The 18,200-nt window shown below is 70.6% G+C and carries 14 protein-coding genes and 1 tRNA gene; 12 read left to right on the forward strand and 3 right to left on the reverse strand.

The annotated features are described in order from the left end of the window. Window positions 1–1,372 precede the first annotated feature (1,372 nt). The 3 genes from ABIA38_RS41555 (at window position 1,373) to ABIA38_RS41565 (ending at window position 3,674) form a co-directional block, all read left to right on the forward strand. A complete protein-coding gene (locus tag ABIA38_RS41555) occupies window positions 1,373–2,017 on the forward strand; it encodes a Crp/Fnr family transcriptional regulator (protein ID WP_424644198.1) in 645 nt (214 codons plus the stop codon). Window positions 2,018–2,166: 149 nt separating this feature from the next. Beyond that, a complete protein-coding gene (locus tag ABIA38_RS41560) occupies window positions 2,167–2,865 on the forward strand; it encodes a hypothetical protein (RefSeq protein WP_424644199.1) in 699 nt (232 codons plus the stop codon). A gap of 275 nt (window positions 2,866–3,140) precedes the next feature. Further along, complete coding sequence (locus ABIA38_RS41565; protein ID WP_424644200.1) at window positions 3,141–3,674, forward strand: hypothetical protein; 534 nt, start codon at window positions 3,141–3,143, stop codon at window positions 3,672–3,674. Window positions 3,675–3,876: 202 nt separating this feature from the next. Here the strand turns inward: ABIA38_RS41565 and recQ are convergent, their stop codons facing one another. Beyond that, entirely contained in the window at window positions 3,877–5,997 is a 2,121-nt protein-coding gene (gene recQ / locus ABIA38_RS41570; protein ID WP_424644201.1) for a DNA helicase RecQ, read from the reverse strand. A 550-nt stretch (window positions 5,998–6,547) separates the two neighbouring features. Between recQ and ABIA38_RS41575 the strand changes: the two genes are divergently transcribed. Beyond that, window positions 6,548–7,114 carry a Uma2 family endonuclease gene (locus ABIA38_RS41575; protein ID WP_424644202.1) on the forward strand — a complete coding sequence of 189 codons (567 nt, stop codon included), beginning with the start codon at window positions 6,548–6,550 and terminating at the stop codon, window positions 7,112–7,114. A gap of 42 nt (window positions 7,115–7,156) precedes the next feature. On the opposite strand, the gene ABIA38_RS41580 is transcribed toward ABIA38_RS41575, so the two are convergent. Continuing rightward, window positions 7,157–8,203, reverse strand: a complete 1,047-nt coding sequence (locus ABIA38_RS41580; protein WP_424644203.1) for a LacI family DNA-binding transcriptional regulator — start codon at window positions 8,201–8,203, stop codon at window positions 7,157–7,159. A 283-nt stretch (window positions 8,204–8,486) separates the two neighbouring features. Between ABIA38_RS41580 and ABIA38_RS41585 the strand changes: the two genes are divergently transcribed. From ABIA38_RS41585 to ABIA38_RS41610, 6 genes are read left to right on the forward strand one after another with little or no spacing between them, the layout of a single operon-like run. Then, the gene (locus tag ABIA38_RS41585; RefSeq protein ID WP_424644204.1) at window positions 8,487–10,136 is read left to right on the forward strand and encodes an ABC transporter substrate-binding protein; all 1,650 of its coding nucleotides are present in this window, start codon (window positions 8,487–8,489) and stop codon (window positions 10,134–10,136) included. Further along, the gene (locus ABIA38_RS41590) at window positions 10,136–11,086 is read left to right on the forward strand and encodes an ABC transporter permease (RefSeq protein WP_424644205.1); all 951 of its coding nucleotides are present in this window, start codon (window positions 10,136–10,138) and stop codon (window positions 11,084–11,086) included. The genes ABIA38_RS41585 and ABIA38_RS41590 overlap by 1 nt, the downstream gene beginning before the upstream one ends. Next, window positions 11,083–11,961 (forward strand): ABC transporter permease, encoded by an 879-nt coding sequence (locus ABIA38_RS41595; protein ID WP_424644206.1) that lies wholly within the window; start codon window positions 11,083–11,085, stop codon window positions 11,959–11,961. Before ABIA38_RS41590 ends, ABIA38_RS41595 begins: the two co-directional genes overlap by 4 nt. Window positions 11,962–11,967: 6 nt before the next feature. Further along, window positions 11,968–12,933 (forward strand): ABC transporter ATP-binding protein, encoded by a 966-nt coding sequence (locus tag ABIA38_RS41600; RefSeq protein ID WP_424644207.1) that lies wholly within the window; start codon window positions 11,968–11,970, stop codon window positions 12,931–12,933. An 8-nt stretch (window positions 12,934–12,941) separates the two neighbouring features. After that, on the forward strand, window positions 12,942–13,796 hold the full coding sequence (locus tag ABIA38_RS41605) for an ABC transporter ATP-binding protein (protein WP_424644252.1): 855 nt from the start codon (window positions 12,942–12,944) through the stop codon (window positions 13,794–13,796). After that, a complete protein-coding gene (locus tag ABIA38_RS41610) occupies window positions 13,796–15,463 on the forward strand; it encodes an amidohydrolase (RefSeq protein WP_424644253.1) in 1,668 nt (555 codons plus the stop codon). Before ABIA38_RS41605 ends, ABIA38_RS41610 begins: the two co-directional genes overlap by 1 nt. 188 nt (window positions 15,464–15,651) lie before the next feature. Here ABIA38_RS41610 and ABIA38_RS41615 read toward each other — a convergent pair. Then, a tRNA-Arg gene (locus ABIA38_RS41615) sits at window positions 15,652–15,723 on the reverse strand. A gap of 128 nt (window positions 15,724–15,851) precedes the next feature. On the opposite strand from ABIA38_RS41615, the gene ABIA38_RS41620 reads away from it, so the two are divergent. Further along, on the forward strand, window positions 15,852–16,250 hold the full coding sequence (locus ABIA38_RS41620) for a response regulator (protein WP_424644208.1): 399 nt from the start codon (window positions 15,852–15,854) through the stop codon (window positions 16,248–16,250). Between the two features lie 78 nt (window positions 16,251–16,328). Continuing rightward, entirely contained in the window at window positions 16,329–17,981 is a 1,653-nt protein-coding gene (gene argS, locus ABIA38_RS41625; protein WP_424644209.1) for an arginine--tRNA ligase, read from the forward strand. Window positions 17,982–18,200 lie beyond the last annotated feature (219 nt).

Consider the following 18,200-nt stretch of genomic DNA (forward strand, 5'->3'; position numbering starts at 1 on the left):
GCGGCTGCCGCCGCCTCGTCGTCGCACGTCCCCTCCGGGGCCGGGGTCTTGCTTGGTGCTTCGCATCCGTTGTTGCCCGTCCACTACGTGGCCGTCACTGCCCTGGACGGCTTCCCTGGCTCGTGGTCGGGGGCGGTTGTGCGTGGGGCGTCGGGGGGTTCGGCCGCTGCGCAGGCGTTCCGGGGTCGCTGGGGTTGGGTGGCGGGTGTTGCGGTGTGCATGTCGACCGCAGGCCCGGGGTCTTGGGTCGGGTGTGTGTCCGGTGCTTGGGTTTCCGGCGGGGTGTGCGGCCTTTTCTGCCTTGTCGTGCCTCGGTTTCGGCTCGGGGAGCACGAAACCCGCACTCGCCGGCCTGCGCGGACCCGGGTGCCGGGTAAAACCGCAGGTCGCGCTTCGTCTCGAGCCTGGGGAGTCTCGTCGGGATCCGGTTTCGGTCCCGAGGAGAGGGCGGGTGCCGTGAGGGGCTGCGAGACGCGCCATGGCCACCGACCGCCGGGGGCCGCCGCCGGGACAACGGCTCCCGACCGCGAGTCGGGGGATGCCGACCAGGGTGGTAACGGCCACGTAGTGGACGGGCAACAACGGATGCGAAGCACCAAGCAAGACCCCGGCCCCGGAGGGGACGTGCGACGACGAGGCGGCGGCAGCCGCCACGAATCGGCCCCGCCGAACGGACCCAGGGCCACCACGCCAGCAGCCCAACACCACGACGCCGAGCGGCCAACCGCCCCCGACCACGACCCAGGGAAGCCGTCCAGGGCAGTGACGGCCACGTAGTGGACGGGCAACAACGGATGCGGAGCACCAAGCAAAGACCCCGGCCCCGGAGGGGACGTGCAACGACGAGACGCGGGCAGCCGCCACGACCCGGCCCCGCCGAACCGACCCAGGGCCACCACGCCACCAGCCCAACCGCACGACGCCAAGCGGCCAACCGCCCCCGACCACGACCCAGCAAAGCCGTCCAGGGCAGCAACGGCCACGTAGTGGACGGGCAACAACGGATGCGAAGCACCAAGCAAAGACCCCGGCCCCGGAGGGGACGTGCAACGACGAGACGGTGGCCACCTACCGCGACCCGGCCCCGCCGAACGGACCCAGGGCCACCACGGCACCAGCCCAACACCACCACGCCAACCCGCCAACCGCCCCCGATCGCGAACCAGCCAAGCCGACCAGGGCAGCAACCGCCACGCAGCAGAAGGCCAGCGACGAGACGTAGGCCGCCGAGCCTGGGTTCGGTTCCGCTGCCCCGCATTGCTCGTTCGTTGCGTGCCCCGCCCCCGGCCCCGCGGCGTGGAATAGGCGTACGCCTGCCCAGGCGGAACGGGCGTGGTTAAGCTCTGGCGGCACGGGCGATGGAGGAGCGGGTGTGGCGGAGGACGATCGGGCGTTGCCCAAGGAACTCCGGGACGTGCTGCGGGAGTCGGGGCGGCGCCTCGGCTACGACCGTGGGGACGCGCTGTTCATGGAGGGCGACCATCCGCGCCACGTGGTGCTGATCGAGCACGGGCAGGTCAAGATCGAGCGGGCCACCTCGGACGGCTCGGCGGTGACCATCGCGGTGCGTGGGCCGGGGGAATTGGTCGGCGAACTCGCCTGTATCGACGGGCGCGGCCGGTCCGCGACCGTGGTTGCGCTCGGTCCGGTGGTGGCCGTACTGGTGCCGCTGAGCCGGTTTCGCGAGTTGCTCAACACGAACGCCCCCCTGGTGTACGCCGTGTTGATCCGTACCGTGCTGCGGATTCGGGAATCGGACCGCTGGCGGGTCGAGTACGGCGCGCTGGCCACCGGGCGTCGGGTGGCTCGGGCGCTGGCCGACCGTACCCTCGGTTGTCCCGAGGGGCCCTGCGTGATCCGGACCACGCAGCAGGAGCTGGCCGATGCGATCGGCATCTCGCGTGAATCCGTGGTCCGTGCGCTGCGGGTACTGCACGAGTCGGAACTGGTGCGGACCCGGCGCGGCAGCATCGTCGTCCCCGACCCGCCCGCGTTGCGCGAATGGGCCGACGGATAGCCGGGTGGCCGTACAGCCGGGTGGATACGAGATAGGGCCGATAACGCGTTGTGTGTCATCTGACGCGTACAACCCGACCGATGCCGGAGTACTCCTTGAGGGGCGAGGGGTAGGCGGCGCGCGAGCGCCCGGCGCGGTAGGGGGATTCGGTGGCAGCCAAGTCGCGATACATGTCGATCCTGGTGCTCGACGTCGAGCGATTCGGTCGACGCTCGGACGTCACCCAGGAGTGGGTACGGGGTCGGCTGTACGAACTGCTGCACTCCGCGCTCGAGGCCGCGGGCATCGCGTGGGACGCCTGCGCGGTCGAGGATCGCGGTGACGGGGCGATCCTGCTGATCCCGGCGAACGTGCCCAAGGAGGACCTGACCGACCTGTTCATCGACCGCCTGCATGCCGGATTGCGCAACCACGATCGGCACGCCAGCGACGAGGCGCGGATCCGGCTGCGGGTGTCGCTGCACGCGGGCGATGTGGTCCGGGACACCCGGGGCTGGTCGGGCAGTGCGATCAACACCGCCTGTCGACTGGTCAACGCCGACCCGCTGCGCGATGTGCTGGCCGCCGCCGATCGGGCCTGCCTGGCGCTGATCGTCTCCGGGGCCTGGCACGAGGCGGTGGTGGCCCCGGAGCGTGGCGGTCTGGAGAGTTCGGCATATGGGGAGGTACACGTGCGGGCCAAGGAGGTCGACGAGACCGCGTGGGTGTACGTACCCGGCTATCAACGGCCACCCGCCACGGACACCGGACAGCCGGCGACCGCGCCGCGAGGGAGAGGGACGACTGTCCGGCGCGGGGGGCTGGACAGGGGCTTCACCTTCGACGGCGGGGCGCGCCCGGCCCGGTGACGTGGTGGGTGGTGACGCACCCGGTGGGCCCGGTTCGGAGCGGTGCCGCCCGGGTGTGCGGCGCCGGCGCCCGCGGACCTGGGAGGGAGAGGCCCGACGGCGCCCGGCGCCCGGCGGCCGGCCGTGTTGCCGATGATCGGGGACACGACCGGCCGTTCGGGCGGCGCGGCCGGCAGGCCGATGGGTGCGTTGTGGAGTCGGATGGTTGCGTTGGGTGGCGGGCTGTGCGGCTCGTAACTTGATTTGTGGTCGGCCGTGTTCGAGGATTTCGAGCCATGGGACCTCTCAAGCCGGATCTTGCCGAACTGATCTTCGGATTCATCGTCTTCGGGCTGGTCTTCGCGGTGTTCGCGAAGATCCTGCTGCCGCGCATCGGGCGCACGCTCGCCGAACGACACGACGCGCTCGAAGGCGGCTTCGACCGGGCGACGGACATCCAAGCCGAGAGTGAGGCCGCGCTGGCCGAACTGCGGGCGCAGATGGCCGAGACCCGGCGCGAGACCGCGGCGGTTCGGCAGAAGGCGGCCGAGGAGGGCGCCCGGCTGATGGCGGAGGCGCGGGCCGAGGGTCAGCGGATTCGCGAGGAACTGGTCACCACGGGCCACGAGCGGCTGGACGCGGACGTCGCGCTCGCGAGCGCTTCGCTGCACGCCGAGTTGGGCCTGATCGCCACGGACCTCGCGGGCAAGGTACTCGGCGAGCCGGTCGGCACGCTGGTGGCCGACAGCGACGTGATCGCCCGCTTCCTGGCCGAGCTGGACCAGCTCGACGCGGAGCAGGGTGGCGGTACGGCGGGCAACAAGGGCTGATCGGGCTTCGTCGTCGGTCGCGGAGCGGCGGCGATGGCGGTAGCGACATAGCGACGGCGACGGCGACAACGGCCGGGTCCGGGATTTTCCCGGGCCCGGCCGCTTTTTGTTGTGCGAGCGCTTTTTGTTGCGTGAGGCGTGAGGCGTGAGGCGTGACGTTGCCGGGGCCCGGTGCGAGGTCGGCTGGTTCCGGTAGTCCGGGTTAGTTCCGGTAGTCCGGGTCCGGATCGAATTCCGGGTGGTATTCCGGCTCCGGTTCGAAGTCGGGCTCGTAGTCGTACCGGTCGTCGGGTTGGTAGTCCGGCAGCGGCTCGCGGATCAGTTCGGCCACCGGCTCGCGGGTGAGTTCGGCGGCCGGCGCGGGGGCCTTGGCAGTGGCTGGTGCCTGTGCATGTGCCTGTGCCCGTGCCTGTACCGGCACAGGCGCCGGGCCCGCGCCCGCGTCCGCCCCTGAGCTCGCCCCCGCCCCCGAGCCGCCCAGCGTGTCCAGGATCGGCTGACCATACTTCGCCAGCTTGTTCTCGCCGATGCCGCTGATCGTGCCGAGTTCGGCGAGCGTGGTCGGGCGGGTCGTGGCGATCTCGCGCAATGTGGCGTCGTGGAAGATCACGTAGGCCGGGACGCCCTGCTCCTTCGCCGTCGCCGCCCGCCAGGCGCGCAGTTCCTCGAAGATCGGCGCGGCTTCTGCGGGCATCTCCACCGGTGCGGCCTTGCCCTTGCCGGTCTTGGCCGCCTTCGCTGCCTTGGCCGCTCGCGCGGGCCGCTCCGGTTCGCGGCGCAACATCACCTCGCGCCGGCGGCCGAGCACCTCGCCGCTCTGTTCGGTGAGCACGAGCGCGCTGTACGCGGGCTCCACCGCGACCAGCCCCATCGCGAGCAACTGCCGTACCACGGACATCCATTCGGTTCGGCCCAGCTCGGTGCCGATGCCGAATACGGGAAGTGTGTCGTGGTCGAACTGGATGACCTTGGCCGTCTTGGCGCCGAGCAGGATGTCGACGATCTGGCCCGCACCGAACTTCTGCCCGCGTCGGTCGTGGTGCAGTCGCCATACGGTCGACAGCACCTTCTGCGCCGCGATCGTGCCGTCCCAGGAGGCGGGCGGCGACAGGCATGTGTCGCAGTTGCCGCACGCGGTGCTCTGCTGGCCGAAGTAGGCCAACAGCCGCACCCGGCGGCACTCGACCGTCTCGCACAGCGCCAACATCGCGTCCAGGTGCTGACCGAGTCGGCGGCGGTGGGCCAGGTCGCCCTCGGAGCCGTCGATCATCTTGCGCTGCTGTACGACGTCCTGAAGGCCGTACGCCAGCCACGCGGTGGACGGCAACCCGTCGCGGCCCGCGCGGCCGGTCTCCTGGTAGTAGCCCTCGACCGACTTGGGCAGGTCCAGGTGGGCCACGAAGCGCACGTCGGGCTTGTCGATGCCCATCCCGAACGCGATGGTGGCCACCATCACCATGCCGTCCTCGCGCAGGAAGCGGGACTGGTTGGCGGCGCGCACGCGCGAGTCCAGGCCCGCGTGGTAGGGCAGCGCGTCGATGCCGTTGTCGACCAGGAAGGCGGCGGTCTTCTCCACCGAGGCCCGGGACAGGCAGTAGACGATGCCCGCGTCGCCGGGGTGCTCGGCCCGGAGCAGGTCGAGCAGCTGCTTTTGCGGCTTGTCCTTCTGCACGATCCGGTACTGGATGTTGGGCCGGTCGAAGCTGGCCACGAAGTGCCGGGCCGATTGCAGGTTGAGCCGCGACGCGATCTCCGCGTGGGTGGCCTCGGTCGCGGTGGCGGTGAGCGCCACGCGCGGTACGTCCGGCCAGCGCTCGTGCAGCTGGGAGAGGGTGAGGTAGTCGGGCCGGAAGTCGTGGCCCCACTGCGCGACGCAGTGTGCCTCGTCGATCGCGAACAGCGAGACGACGCCCCGGTCCAGGAGCCGCAGGGTGGCGTCGACCTTGAGCCGCTCGGGGGCGAGGTAGAGCAGGTCCAGCTCGCCGGCCAGGAACTGCGCCTCGACCATCCGCCGCTCGTCCGGGTACTGCGTCGAGTTGAGGAATCCGGCCCGGACACCGAGTGCGGTCAGCGCGTCGACCTGGTCCTGCATGAGCGCGATCAGCGGTGAGATCACCACCCCGACGCCTTTTCGCACCAGCGCGGGGATCTGGTAGCAGAGCGACTTGCCACCGCCGGTGGGCATCAGCACGAGGGCGTCGCCGCCCTCGATCACATGGTCGATGATCTCCTGCTGGCTTCCGCGAAACGAGTCGTAACCGAAGACGCGATGCAGAACGCGCAGCGCTTCGCTGATCTGGGGACCGTCGTCGAGCGCTGTCATCCGAGCAGTCTAAGAGCTTCCGACGACACCCGAGCCCGCTCTGTGGACAACAGCAGGCGCCCACCCGATCCAGCCTGTGGACAACCCCGAACCACCGGGCCATAACCGACGCGGGGTCGGCTTGGGGCCGGGTCGTGGGGGAGCACTCGGCGGGTCGCCATCGGGTGCCTCCGGGATCGGCAGCGCGAGCGGCCGGTGCCGGTACGGCGGTCGCCACCGGCGGTGACGCGACGCGACGCGGCGACGCCGACGGCGGTGGGCCGGCCGCCGTGCGGATGCCCTCGGCGGCGATGCCTTGGGTGGGTGGTCGGCCTCCGCGGCGTTGTACCGAGCCGGTGCGGCTGCGGGGAGGCGATCAGGGCGTCCGCGTCGCCATCCGCGACGACCGGCCCGGCCGGGCCGAAAGGCGCCCGGGAGTTGACGGGTCCGAGGCCCGAGGACAAGTACGGCGAAGCGCCATGCCGGCGATCCGAGGGTGGGTTGCCGAGATCGCCGCGGCCCTGGGCCAGGGGCGCACTACGGTGGTGATCGATCCGGGAGGCGAGAACCCATGCCCGCACCACCCTGGTGGACGTCCCCGCCGAACGGTACCCACTGGACTGCGGCCGACCTGGATGACCTGCCGGCGGACGCCCCGGAGCATGTGGAACTCGTCGATGGAGCCCTGAACTTCCGGTCGGCTCCACAGACAAGATTCGACTCGCGGGTCCGACGCAACCTCACGACGGCCCTGGCCGCCCGAGCCCCGGCCGGTGTCGCGGTCGACGCACGGATGTCCGTCCGCCTCGACGAACTCACGTGCCTGGAGCCCGACCTCGTCGCCTACCGCGCCACCGACGACTTCGGCCGGACGTGGTTCGACGCGTCCGAGGTGCGACTGGTGGTGGAGATGGTTCCGGCACGATCGGAACGCCGCAAGCTTGAGCCTGCCCGTTACGCCGAGGCGGGGATTCCGCACTTCTGGCGGGTCGAGGAGGAGGCGAAGTTTCCCGTCGTGTACGTCTTCGAACTCGAACCGAGCACGCGTACCTACGTCCCGACCGGGATCCACCGGACTCGGCTCGAGGTAGCGGTTCCCTTCCCGATCGAGATCGATCTCGCCGCACTGCTCCACTGAATCGGGCGAGACGAACCAGCCCGCCGCCGCTGTCGGTTCGCCCTATCCATCCCGTCGGGACGTCCCCCGGATCTCCAGTCGGGTCGGGACGAGGCGGCCGGTCGAGGTGGGATCGCCCGACTCCAGTGCCTTGATCAGCAACTCGACGCCCACGGTGGCTATTTCGGTCGGGCGCAGGCTCAGGGTGGTGATCGGGGGGTCGGTCTGGGCGGCCGTGGGGTCGTCGCTCACGCAGACGATCAGCAGGTCGTCGGGGGTGCGCAGGCCGTGTGAGCGGACGGTTTCCAGGATCAGCGGCGGGCTGGCCTCGGTGAGGACGAAGAGCGCGTCGGGGCGGTCCGGTGCGGCCAGCATGTGGTCGATCACCGCCCGCGTCGGCTGATTGCCGGGGCGCGGGGTCAGGCCCACCAGGGGAGCGAATCCCCTTTCCCCGCACCACGCGTGATACGTCGTCAGGCCCTGTTCGTAGAACAGCGACGTGGAGTGCGCGGCCACCACGCCGATCCGGCGCGCGCCGCCCGCCGCCAAGTGGTCGAGTACGCCGCGCACCGCTGCCTCGTGGTCGATGTCCACCCAGTGCCCGCCCGCCCGACCGGCGAGCCGACGGTCCGAGACGATCGGGATGTGGGCCGCCAGGAAATCCTCGACCAGCGGATCGCCGGCGAGTGGATCGGCCACCACGGCCGCGTCCAGCGGCAGGTCGGCCCATTCGTCCCGGGCCGAGTGGGTGGGCAGCAGGACCAGCGCGTATCCGTGCGCGAGCGCGGCCTGCGCGGTGGCGCTGGTGAGTTGGGCGAAGTAGGGCGACTCCATGTACGACCACGGCGTGTCCACGTACTCGCGCACCGCGTACCCGATCAGTCGCGCGTGCCCGGCTCGGAGCAGTCGCGCGGTCGCGTTCGGCCGGTAGCCGAGTCGGCGTGCGGTCTCCTGGGCATGCAGGCGGACCGCGTCGGACAGCCGCCCGGTGCCGTTCAGCGCAGCCGAGACGGTGGTCTTGGACAGCCCCGCCTCGCGGGCCACGTCGACGAGCCGGACCCGAGGCACGGGCGCCGGGCGCCGGCCGCCGCCGCGCGGTGAAGTGCTCATGCCGCGACATGCTGCCGGCTGCGCGGACGTGCGTCACGCCCCCCTCACCGACCGGGGCGGCGCCCGGGCCGGTGCCCCGGCCACCGTCCGAGTAACCAGCCGGTGACCTTCAGAAAACCGTTCCCGCAAACTCTTGTGCGGGAACGTTCCCGCATTAATACTCCAGAAACTCCGGAGAAATGCCGGAAAGCTCCGGCACTCCACACCACCCCAGCACTTCACAGCACCCAGCACTCCACACCACCCCAGCGTCCCCGCTACCCCCTGGAAGAGGTGGGTTCTCTTGCGCACGCTCCGATCCGTCGCGGCGATCGCCGGCGCCGTCGTCGTCGCCGCAGCCCTGGCCGGCTGTTCCGGTGGCTCGGCCGGCTCGGCCGACTCCTCCGGCACCGGGAAGCCCGGCGGCGGGTTCCAGGTCACCGCGAACACCCCCGCGGCCAAGGGCGCCATCCCCTCGGTGTCCTGGTCGCTCTACGCCGAGCCGCAGACGCTCGACTACCTCTACGCCTGGGACTTCCCGATCAACACGGTGCTCGCCAACGTCTGCGAGCAGTTCCTGCGCACCACGCCGGACCTGAAGGTCGAGCCGGGCCTGGCCGCCTCCTACACCAACCCCGATCCGCTCACCTGGGTCTACAACCTGCGCGAGGGCGTGAAGTTCCACGACGGTACGCCGATGACCTCGGCCGACGCGGTGGCCAGCCTCAAGCGGCATCTCGACCCCGAACTCGCCTCCGCGTGGGGCAGCGCGTTTCGCAACGTCGCCTCGGTCGAGGCAAGCGGCCCGCTCCAGGTGACCATCAAGCTGAACAAGCCGGACGCGTTGCTCAATTCGCTGCTCGCCGCCTCGCCCGGCACCGTGGAGAGCGCCGCCTCGATCGCGAAGGCCGGGAAGAACTACGGCAATCCGCAGGGCGGGGTGAACTGCACCGGCCCCTACGCGCTGGACAAGTGGACCCCCGGCGACTCGATCGTGCTGAAGAAGAACCCGAACTACTGGGATCCTCAACTGCTCGCCAAGGCAGACCAGTTCAAGTTCGTCTTCATCCAGGACCCGGCCGCGCGGGTGAACGCGCTGGTCTCCGGCTCGGTGGACGGCGGCTACCTGGTGCCCTCCAGCGCGTTCGCCCGACTGCGCAACACCCCCGAGGGCAAGCTGTACTTCGGCCCCGGCACCGGTGGCTACCTGCTCGGCATCACCAATATGCAGGGCGTGATGGGCGACCTGAAGCTGCGTCAGGCGCTGTCCATGGCGATCGACCGACCCGGCCTGATCAAGGCCGCCGCCGGCGGGGCCGCCAACGAGCCCAAGGGGCTCACCCCGATCACCGCGTGGGGCCTGACCCCGGACCAGGCGCCGGGCTACTTCGCCACCCTCCCGCCGATCAAGCAGGACCTCACCGCGGCCAAGAAGCTGGTCGCCGAGGCCGGTGGCGCGGGCAAGAAGATCGTGCTGGCCACCAGCTCACTCGCGCCGGAGATCTCCGTCTCGGCCACCGCGATCCAGGCCGCCGGCAAGTCGATCGGCCTGGACATCGAGCTCAAGACGGTCACCCCCGACGCCTACACCGCGCTGTTCACCGATCCCGAGGCGCGCAAGGGCATCGACCTGGTGGTCACCAACGGCTACACCAACACCCCCGACCCGCTGGAGTTCTACGAGTCCATGGTCACCGGGGCGTTCGCCAACTACGGCAACTACTCCAACCCCCAATACGACAAGCTCTACGAGCAGGCGGCCGGCACCGCCGACCCCGCCGCCCGCTCCGACCTGACCGCCAAGCTGCAAGAGATCGCGCTGCGCGACCTGACCGCGATCCCGCTCTTCGAGCCGGCGCACAACGTGTTCATGAACAAGCGGATCACCGGCGCCACGCCCGGCATCGCGCAGTTGTACTGGCCGTGGGCCGCGACCGTCGGGGCCGCGGGCTGATGGGGCGTCACCTCTTGGGCCGTGTCCTCGGGTTGGCGTCGGTGTTGCTGGTGACCTCGTTTCTGGTCTTCAGCGCGATCCACCTCGCCCCCGGGGATCCGGTGACCTTCCTGCTCAAGGGCCACCCGGCCACCCCGGAGGCCAAGGCGGCGGTACGCCTCCAGTACCACCTGGACGATCCGTTCCTGTCCCAGTACGCGCAATGGCTCGGCGACGTGTGCACCGGCGACTTCGGCCGCTCGGTGCAATTCCGGCAGGACGTCGGGGAGTTGGTCTGGTCCCGGTTGCCCACCACGGCGTTCCTGATCGGCTACGCGGCCGTCCTTGTCGTCGTCTCCGGCGTGCTGCTCGGCGTACTGTCCGCGCTGCGCCCCGGGTTCGTGGACCGGTTCGTGCTGATCGGCACCGGAGTCGCCACCGCGACGCCCTCGTTCGTCGCCGCGATCGGGCTGGTCTCGCTGTTCTCGGTCAAGCTCGGCTGGTTCCCCACCTTCGGTGGCGGCGAGGGCTTCGGCGGCCGGATCGAGCACCTGACGCTGCCCGCGGTGGCGCTCGCGTTCACCCTTTCCGGGTTGCTCGCCCGGGTCACCCGCTCGTCGATGCTCGACGAACTGGCGCGCGAACACGTCGAGGTGGCCCGGGCCCGAGGCGTGGCCGAGTCGAACGTGGTGCGCCGCCATGTACTGCGCAACGCGCTCGGCCCGATCGTCACGGTCGGCGGCACGATGCTGGCCGGCCTGTTGGTGACCACCTCGATCGTGGAGACCGCGTTCTCCGTACCCGGGGTGGGCTCCCTGCTCGTAACTTCCGTGAACGTCAAGGACTTTCCCGTGGTACAGGCCATCACGCTGCTCACCGTGACCGCGTTCGTCCTGATCAATCTGCTCGTGGATCTGCTGCAACCGCTGGTCGACCCGAGGGTCTCGTCGACCGGGCGAGGTGCCTCGTGAGCACGCTGTCGATCGACCGGACCGACGGGGTCACCCGCCGACCGGGCCTGCGGGCGTTGCGCGCGCTGCGCCAGGGGCCGCTGTTCGTCGGCGCCGTCGTGGTGCTCGCACTGCTCGTGCTGGTCGCGGTGTGCGCGCCACTGCTCGCGCCCTACGACCCCAACGCCGTGGACCTGTCCGCGACGCTGGCCGGCACCGGAGCCGACCATCTGCTCGGTACCGATCAGAACGGCCGCGACATCCTGTCCCGGCTGATCCACGGCGCCCGTACCGGCCTGCTCGGTCCGCTGCTCGTGGTCGCGCTGTCCACCGTCCTGGGCCTGGCGCTCGGTGTCGCCGCCGCGTGGCGCGGAGGCCGGATCGACGCGATGTTGTCCCGGTCGATGGACATGATGTTCGCCTTCCCCGGCCTGCTGATCGCGATCCTGTTCGTCGCGGTGTTCGGCTCCGGGCTGACCGCGCCGGTGATCGCGATGAGCGTGGCCTACACGCCCTATGTGGGCCGGCTGGTGCGCTCGGTGGCGGCGCAGGAGAAGGCCCGGGCCTACCTCGAGTCGTATCGGGTCCAGGGCTGGTCCGGCTGGACCATCTGCGTCCGGCACCTGATCCCCAATATCGCGCCCACCGTGCTGGCCCAGTCGGCGATCAACTTCGGCTACGCGCTGATGGACCTGGCCGCGCTGTCCTACCTCGGCTTCGGCGTACAACCGCCGGACTCGGACTGGGGATCGATGATCAACGGGGGCCAATCGGCGCTGCTCCAGGACGGGTTGTTGCCGTCGTTCGCGCCGGGTGTGTGCATCGTGCTCGCGGTCGTCGCGTTCGGCATCGTCGGCGAGGGTATCGCCGACCGGGTCGCGAAGCGGGAGCGGTGAATCGGCATGGCCTTTCTGGAAATCGACGAGCTGACGGTACGGCTGCCCGAGGGGCGGGCCGCGCGGCCGATCCTGGACGGCGTATCGCTGCGGGTCGAGCAGGGGGAAAGCGTCGGCCTGGTCGGCGAGTCCGGGTCGGGCAAGTCGGTCGTGTGCCGCTCGGTGCTCGGGTTGTTGCCCGCGACGGCGCGGGTGAGCGGCGCGGTACGGGTGGCCGGGCGGGACGTACTGAAGCTGAATCGTGGTGAGTTGCGCTCCTTGCGGGCGCGGGAGGTGGCGATGGTCTTCCAGGATCCGCGCGCCTCGGTCAACCCGATGCGTCGGGTCGGCGACTTCCTCACCGAGGGGATGCGGGCGGCCGGCACCGCACCGGCGGAGGCCGCGCGGCGGGCTCTGGAGCTGTTGGCAGCGGTCGGCATCCGCGACCCCGAGGAGGCGATGCGTCGCTACCCGCATCACTTCTCCGGCGGCATGCTGCAGCGTGTGGTGATCGCCGCGGCGCTGGCGGGCGAGCCGTCGCTGCTGCTGGCCGACGAGCCGACCACGGCCCTGGACGTGACCACGCAGGCCGAGGTGATCGGGATCCTGACCCGACTGCGGGCCGAGCGCGGTACCGGGATGTTGTTCGTCACCCACGACCTGGAGTTGGCGGCGGCGGTGTGCGACCGGGTCTACGTGATGTACGCGGGGCGGATCGTCGAGACGCAGACCGCCGAGGGGCTGTTCGCGGCGCCGCGACACCCGTATACCGCCGGGCTGTTGGCGTGTACGCCGCGCCTGGACCCGGACGCCGGGCCGCCGAAGCCGATCCCGGGGCGCCCGGTGTCGTTGGCGGAGGCACCTTCGGGATGTGCGTTCGCGGCGCGGTGCGCGCATGTTCGGGCCGGGTGCGAGGTGGCGGCGCCGGCTTTGGTACGGCACGGGGAGGCGTATTCGGCCTGTTTCCGTGCGGACGAAGGGATTCTGGCGTGACGGATGGCATGGGCGACGTCGTGGTTGCCGACGGCACGCTCGAAGTGGGCGGGCTGCGCAAGGTGTTCGGGGACCACGCGGCCGTGGACGGGATTTCCTTCACACTCGCCCCCGGAGGCTCGCTGGGCATCGTCGGCGAGTCTGGCTGCGGGAAGACCACGACGGCGCGGATGTTGGTCGGGCTGGTCGCGCCGGACGCGGGCACCATTCGGATCGGCGGGCGCGAGCGGGCGGCCCGGGCCCGCAATCGGGCCGAACGGCTGGCCCGGGCCCGGGAGATCCAGATGGTCTTCCAGGATCCCTACCTGTCCCTGGACCCGCGGATCGCGGTCGGGGCGTGCGTCGACGAGGTCTTGCGGCTGCACTTCGCCGAGTTGACGAAGGATCAGCGGGCGGCGCGGGTACGCGAGTTGCTGGACCAGGTCGGCCTCGGCACCCGGGAGGCGACGGCACTGCCCAGGGCGCTGTCCGGCGGCCAGCGGCAGCGGGTGGCGATCGCCCGGGCGCTGGCGGCCGAACCGGCCGTGCTGATCCTGGACGAGGCGGTCGCCGCGTTGGACGTGTCGATCCAGGCACAGATCCTCGAACTCCTGGCGGGCATCCGTCGGGACGCGGGCGTCGGCTTCCTGTTCGTCAGCCACGACCTGGCGGTCGTCCGGCACATCACCGACCACGTGGTGGTGCTGCGCGCGGGCCGGATCGTCGAATCCGGCGCCACCGGGGACGTGTTGACGGACCCTCGGCATCCGTATACCCGGCTGCTGCTCGACTCCGTGCCGCGCGTGGGCTGGGACCCGGCGGCGATCGCGGCGGGGCGAAGGGCGTTGGCGGCAACCGAACATGTGAAGGACGTGAGCAGGTGATGCACCAGGTGAGCACCCCCGCCGAGGTCGTCTTCCGAGGCGGCCCGGTGCATACGATCGATGCCGTACGGCGCAGGGTGACCGCGGTGGCCGTGCGCGGCGGGCGGATCGTCGCGGTCGGGCACGACGCCGACGTGCGCGACCTGATCGGCCCGCGTACCGACGTGATCGACCTGGCCGGGCGGGCCCTGGTGCCCGGCTTCCAGGACGCGCACGTGCACCCGGCGCTGGCCGGCATGACGCTGATCCGGTGCGACCTGTCCGACGCGCGCGATGCCGCGGCGACCTTCGCGCTGATCCGGGCGTATGCGGCGGCCCGGCCGGAGGAGGAGTGGATCACCGGCGGCGGGTGGAGCATGGAGGCGTTCGCGGGCGGTACGCCGAGCCGCCGACAACTGGACACGATCGTGCCGGACCGCCCGGTGTTCCTGATCAACGCGGACGGCCACGGTGCGTGGGTCAACACGCGCGCCCTCGAACTCGCGGGTGTGGGCCGGGACACCCCCGACCCGGCCGACGGGCGAATCGAGCGCGAGCCGGACGGTACGCCGCAGGGCACCCTGCACGAGGGCGCGGCGGCGCTGGTCGGCGACCTGGTACCGGGCCTGGACGCCGCGGACGGCCTGCGCGCGTTGCTCGCGGGCCAGGCCCGGCTGCACTCGGTCGGCGTGACGGCGTGGCAGGACGCGATGGTCGGTTCGGCCCATCCGGGCCTGGACCCGCTGGACGCGTATCTCACCGCGGCCCGGTCGGGGCGGCTGACCGCCCGCGTCGTGGGCGCGCTGTGGTGGGAACGGGACCGGGGCGCCGAGCAGTTGGACCGACTGCTCGAACTGCGGGCGACCTCCTCGATCGGCCGATTCGCCGCGACCAGCGTCAAGATCATGCAGGACGGCGTCGCGGAGAACTTCACCGCCGCGCTGACCGAGCCCTACCTCGACGGTTGCGGCTGCCACACCGGCAACCGCGGCCTGAGCTTCGTCGACCCGGCCGCGCTGCGCGAGCACGTCACCCTCCTGGACGCGCACGGCTTCCAGGTCCACGTACACGCGGTCGGCGACCGGGCGGCCCGCGAGGCGCTGGACGGCTTCGCCCAGGCACTGGCGGCCAACGGCCGAGCCGACCACCGACACCACATCGCCCACCTCCAGGTGGTCCACCCGGACGACGTACCGCGCTTCGCGGCGCTGGGCGTGACGGCCAACCTGCAACCGCTGTGGGCCGCGCACGAGGCCCAGATGGACGAGCTGACCATCCCGTTCCTGGGCCACGAACGAGCCGGGTGGCAATACCCGTTCGGCGACCTGCTCCGCTCCGGCGCGACCCTCGCGGCGGGCAGCGACTGGCCGGTCAGCGCACCGGACCCGATGTGGGGGATCCACGTGGCGGTCAACCGGCTGCTGCCCCCCTTCGCCGACCCGTCGGACGTGGTCTTCCTACCCGAACAACGCATCGACCTGACGGCGGCCCTGGCCGCGTACACGGTGGGCACGGCCCACCTGAACCACCGCGACCACGACACCGGCACGATCGAGGTGGGCAAACTCGCCGACCTGGCAGTCCTCGACCGCGACCCATATACGGGTCCGCCCGCCGAAATCGCGTCGACGCGGGTCCTGGGGACGTACGTGGAAGGCGAGGCGGTGTACACGGCGGAGGGCCTGTAACGCCGGCCCACGACACGACGGCGCCCGACCCTCAGCCGCTCCCCAACCCGGTCGCAGGCCGGAAACGGCCGACCCGACACGGCCGATCCGACACAACAAAAGCGCCCACCCTCAGCAAAACCGAGGCCGGGCGCTTCATCGTTCTGTTCCTGCCGGTCAGACCCCACTCACACACTCTGACCTTTACGTGCCCCTGGCAGGATTCGAACCTGCGCACACGGCTCCGGAGGCCGTTGCTCTATCCCCTGAGCTACAGGGGCTCGGGTGACGTGAACATTACCAGCTCCTGGGAGTGGGTTGCGAAGGGGTTGCCGGTTGGGGGGATCGGGTGGGGTGAGATGTGCGGATCGGGCCCGCCGGTGGGGGTTCGGGGCCTAACCTCACTGGCGTGGGCGGGATTGGTGGTGAGGCGGCGCGGGTGCTTGTCGTGGATGACGACGAGGTGATTCGGCAGCTGATCGCGGTCAATCTGCGGCTGGAGGGGTTCGTGGTGAGTACCGCGTGTGATGGTGAGGAGTGTCTGCGGCTCGTGCACGAGGTGCGGCCGGATCTGGTGACGTTGGATGTGGTGATGCCGCATCTGGACGGGATCGGGACGGCGGCTCGGTTGCGGGCGGATCCGCGGACCAAAGGGTTGAAGATCCTGATGATCAGTGCCTGTGCGCAGGACGAGGATTTCTCCCGGGCCCGGGCGGTCGGGGTGGATGGCTACCTGACCAAGCCGTTTCATCCCGAGCAGTTGATTCGGTTGGTTCGGGCGTTGTCGCCGGAGTTGTCGCCCGAATGATCGACCCGGAATCGGCCCACCTCGCGTGCCGGGCGGGTCGGTGATCGGGGCGGCTGCGCTTCGCCTACCCTTGTTGCCGTGACCCCCGCAGAGCTTTCGCAGTCAGTGTTGTCCGCGGTTCGTGCCGCCGTCGAGGCGGGCGAGCTCGCCGTTGTCGTGCCCGAGAGCACCACCGTGGAGCGACCCAAGAACCGCGAGCACGGGGACTACGCCACGAACATCGCGCTGCAGCTCGCGAAGCCGGCCAAGCGGGCGCCGCGCGAGATCGCCGAGTTGCTGGCCGCGCGGATCGCCGGCACGCCGGGTGTCGCCAAGGTGGACATCGCCGGGCCCGGCTTCCTGAACATCACGCTCGACACCGCCACCCAGGGCGAGCTCGCCCGCGCCATCGTCGCGGCCGGCGCCGCGTACGGCAGCAACAACGCGTTCGACGGGCTGAAGATCAACCTGGAGTTCGTGTCCGCCAACCCGACCGGGCCGATCCACATCGGCGGAGTGCGCTGGGCCGCCGTCGGCGACTCGCTGGGGCGGATCCTGCGCGCCTCCGGGGCCGACGTGACCACCGAGTACTACATCAACGACGCCGGCGTACAGATCGACAAGTTCGGCAAGTCGCTGATGGCGGCGGCCAATGGGCGGCCCGTCCCGGAGGACGGCTATGTCGGGGCGTACATCAACGACATCGCCGCCGACATCCTGGCCGAGCGCCCGGACGTGCTCGGCCTGGCCGAGGTCGAGCAGGAGCAGGTCTTCCGGGCCACCGGCCTCAAGCTGATGGTCGCCGAGATCCAGCGGTCGATGGAGAACTTCGGCGCACACTTCGACGTGTGGTTCTCCGAGACCACGCTGCACGCGTCCGGCGCGGTGGAGCAGGCGATCGAGCGGCTGCGCGAGCAGGGCCACGTCTACGACGACAACGGCGCCATCTGGCTGCGCACCACGGACTACGGGGACGACAAGGACCGCGTCCTGATCAAGTCCGACGGCGAGAAGACCTACTTCGCCTCCGACGCCGCGTACTACCTGAACAAGCGCGACCGGGGCAACGAGGTCGCGGTCTACATGCTCGGCGCCGACCACCACGGCTACGTCGGCCGGCTCAAGGCGATCGTGGCCTGCGCGGGCGACGACCCCGAGCACAACATCGAGGTCATCGTCGGCCAGTTCGTGAAGATGATGCGGGCCGGCGAAGAGGTCCGGATGTCCAAGCGGGCCGGCAACATCATCACCATCGACGACGTCGTGGAGTGGATCGGCGTCGACGCCGCGCGCTACTCGCTGGCCCGCTCCTCCACCGACTCCACCATCACCCTCGACATCGACATCCTCACCTCGCACAAGAACGAGAACCCGGTGTTCTACGTTCAGTACGCGCACGCGCGGATGTCCGCCGTCGAGCGCAAGGCGGCCGAACGCGGGATCGTCAAGGGCGAGTTCAAGCCGGAGCTGCTGGCCACCGAGTGGGAGGCCGACCTGCTCGGCATGCTCGGCGAGTTCCCGCGCGTGGTGGCCAAGGCCGCCGAGATGCGCGAGCCGCACCACGTGGCGCGTTACCTGGAGCAGTTGGCCGGTACGTACCACCGCTTCTACGACCACTGTCAGATCCTGCCCAAGGGCGAGGAAGAGGTCACCGACCTGACGCACGCCCGAATGTGGCTGGCCGAAGCCACGAAAACCGTGGTGGCCAACGGCCTCGCCCTGCTCGGGGTGTCCGCCCCCGAGCGCATGTGACGGATCGTCACAACGCAGGCGACAGGCCGAAGGCCGGGCAACCGCCCGGCCTTCGGCCGTTCCCGGCGGGCATCACGCAGCACGGCATCGCAACCCGGCAACACGGCATCGCAACCCACGAGCCACCGGCTCATCAGTCCACGAGCCGACCGGCTCATCAGTCCACGAGTCCACCAGCCCACGGGCCCACGATCCACACACCGACGCCTCACCCCACGG

Origin of the sequence: Embleya sp. AB8, from assembly GCF_049739465.1 — a bacterium.
Classification (GTDB): Bacteria; Actinomycetota; Actinomycetes; order Streptomycetales; family Streptomycetaceae; genus Embleya.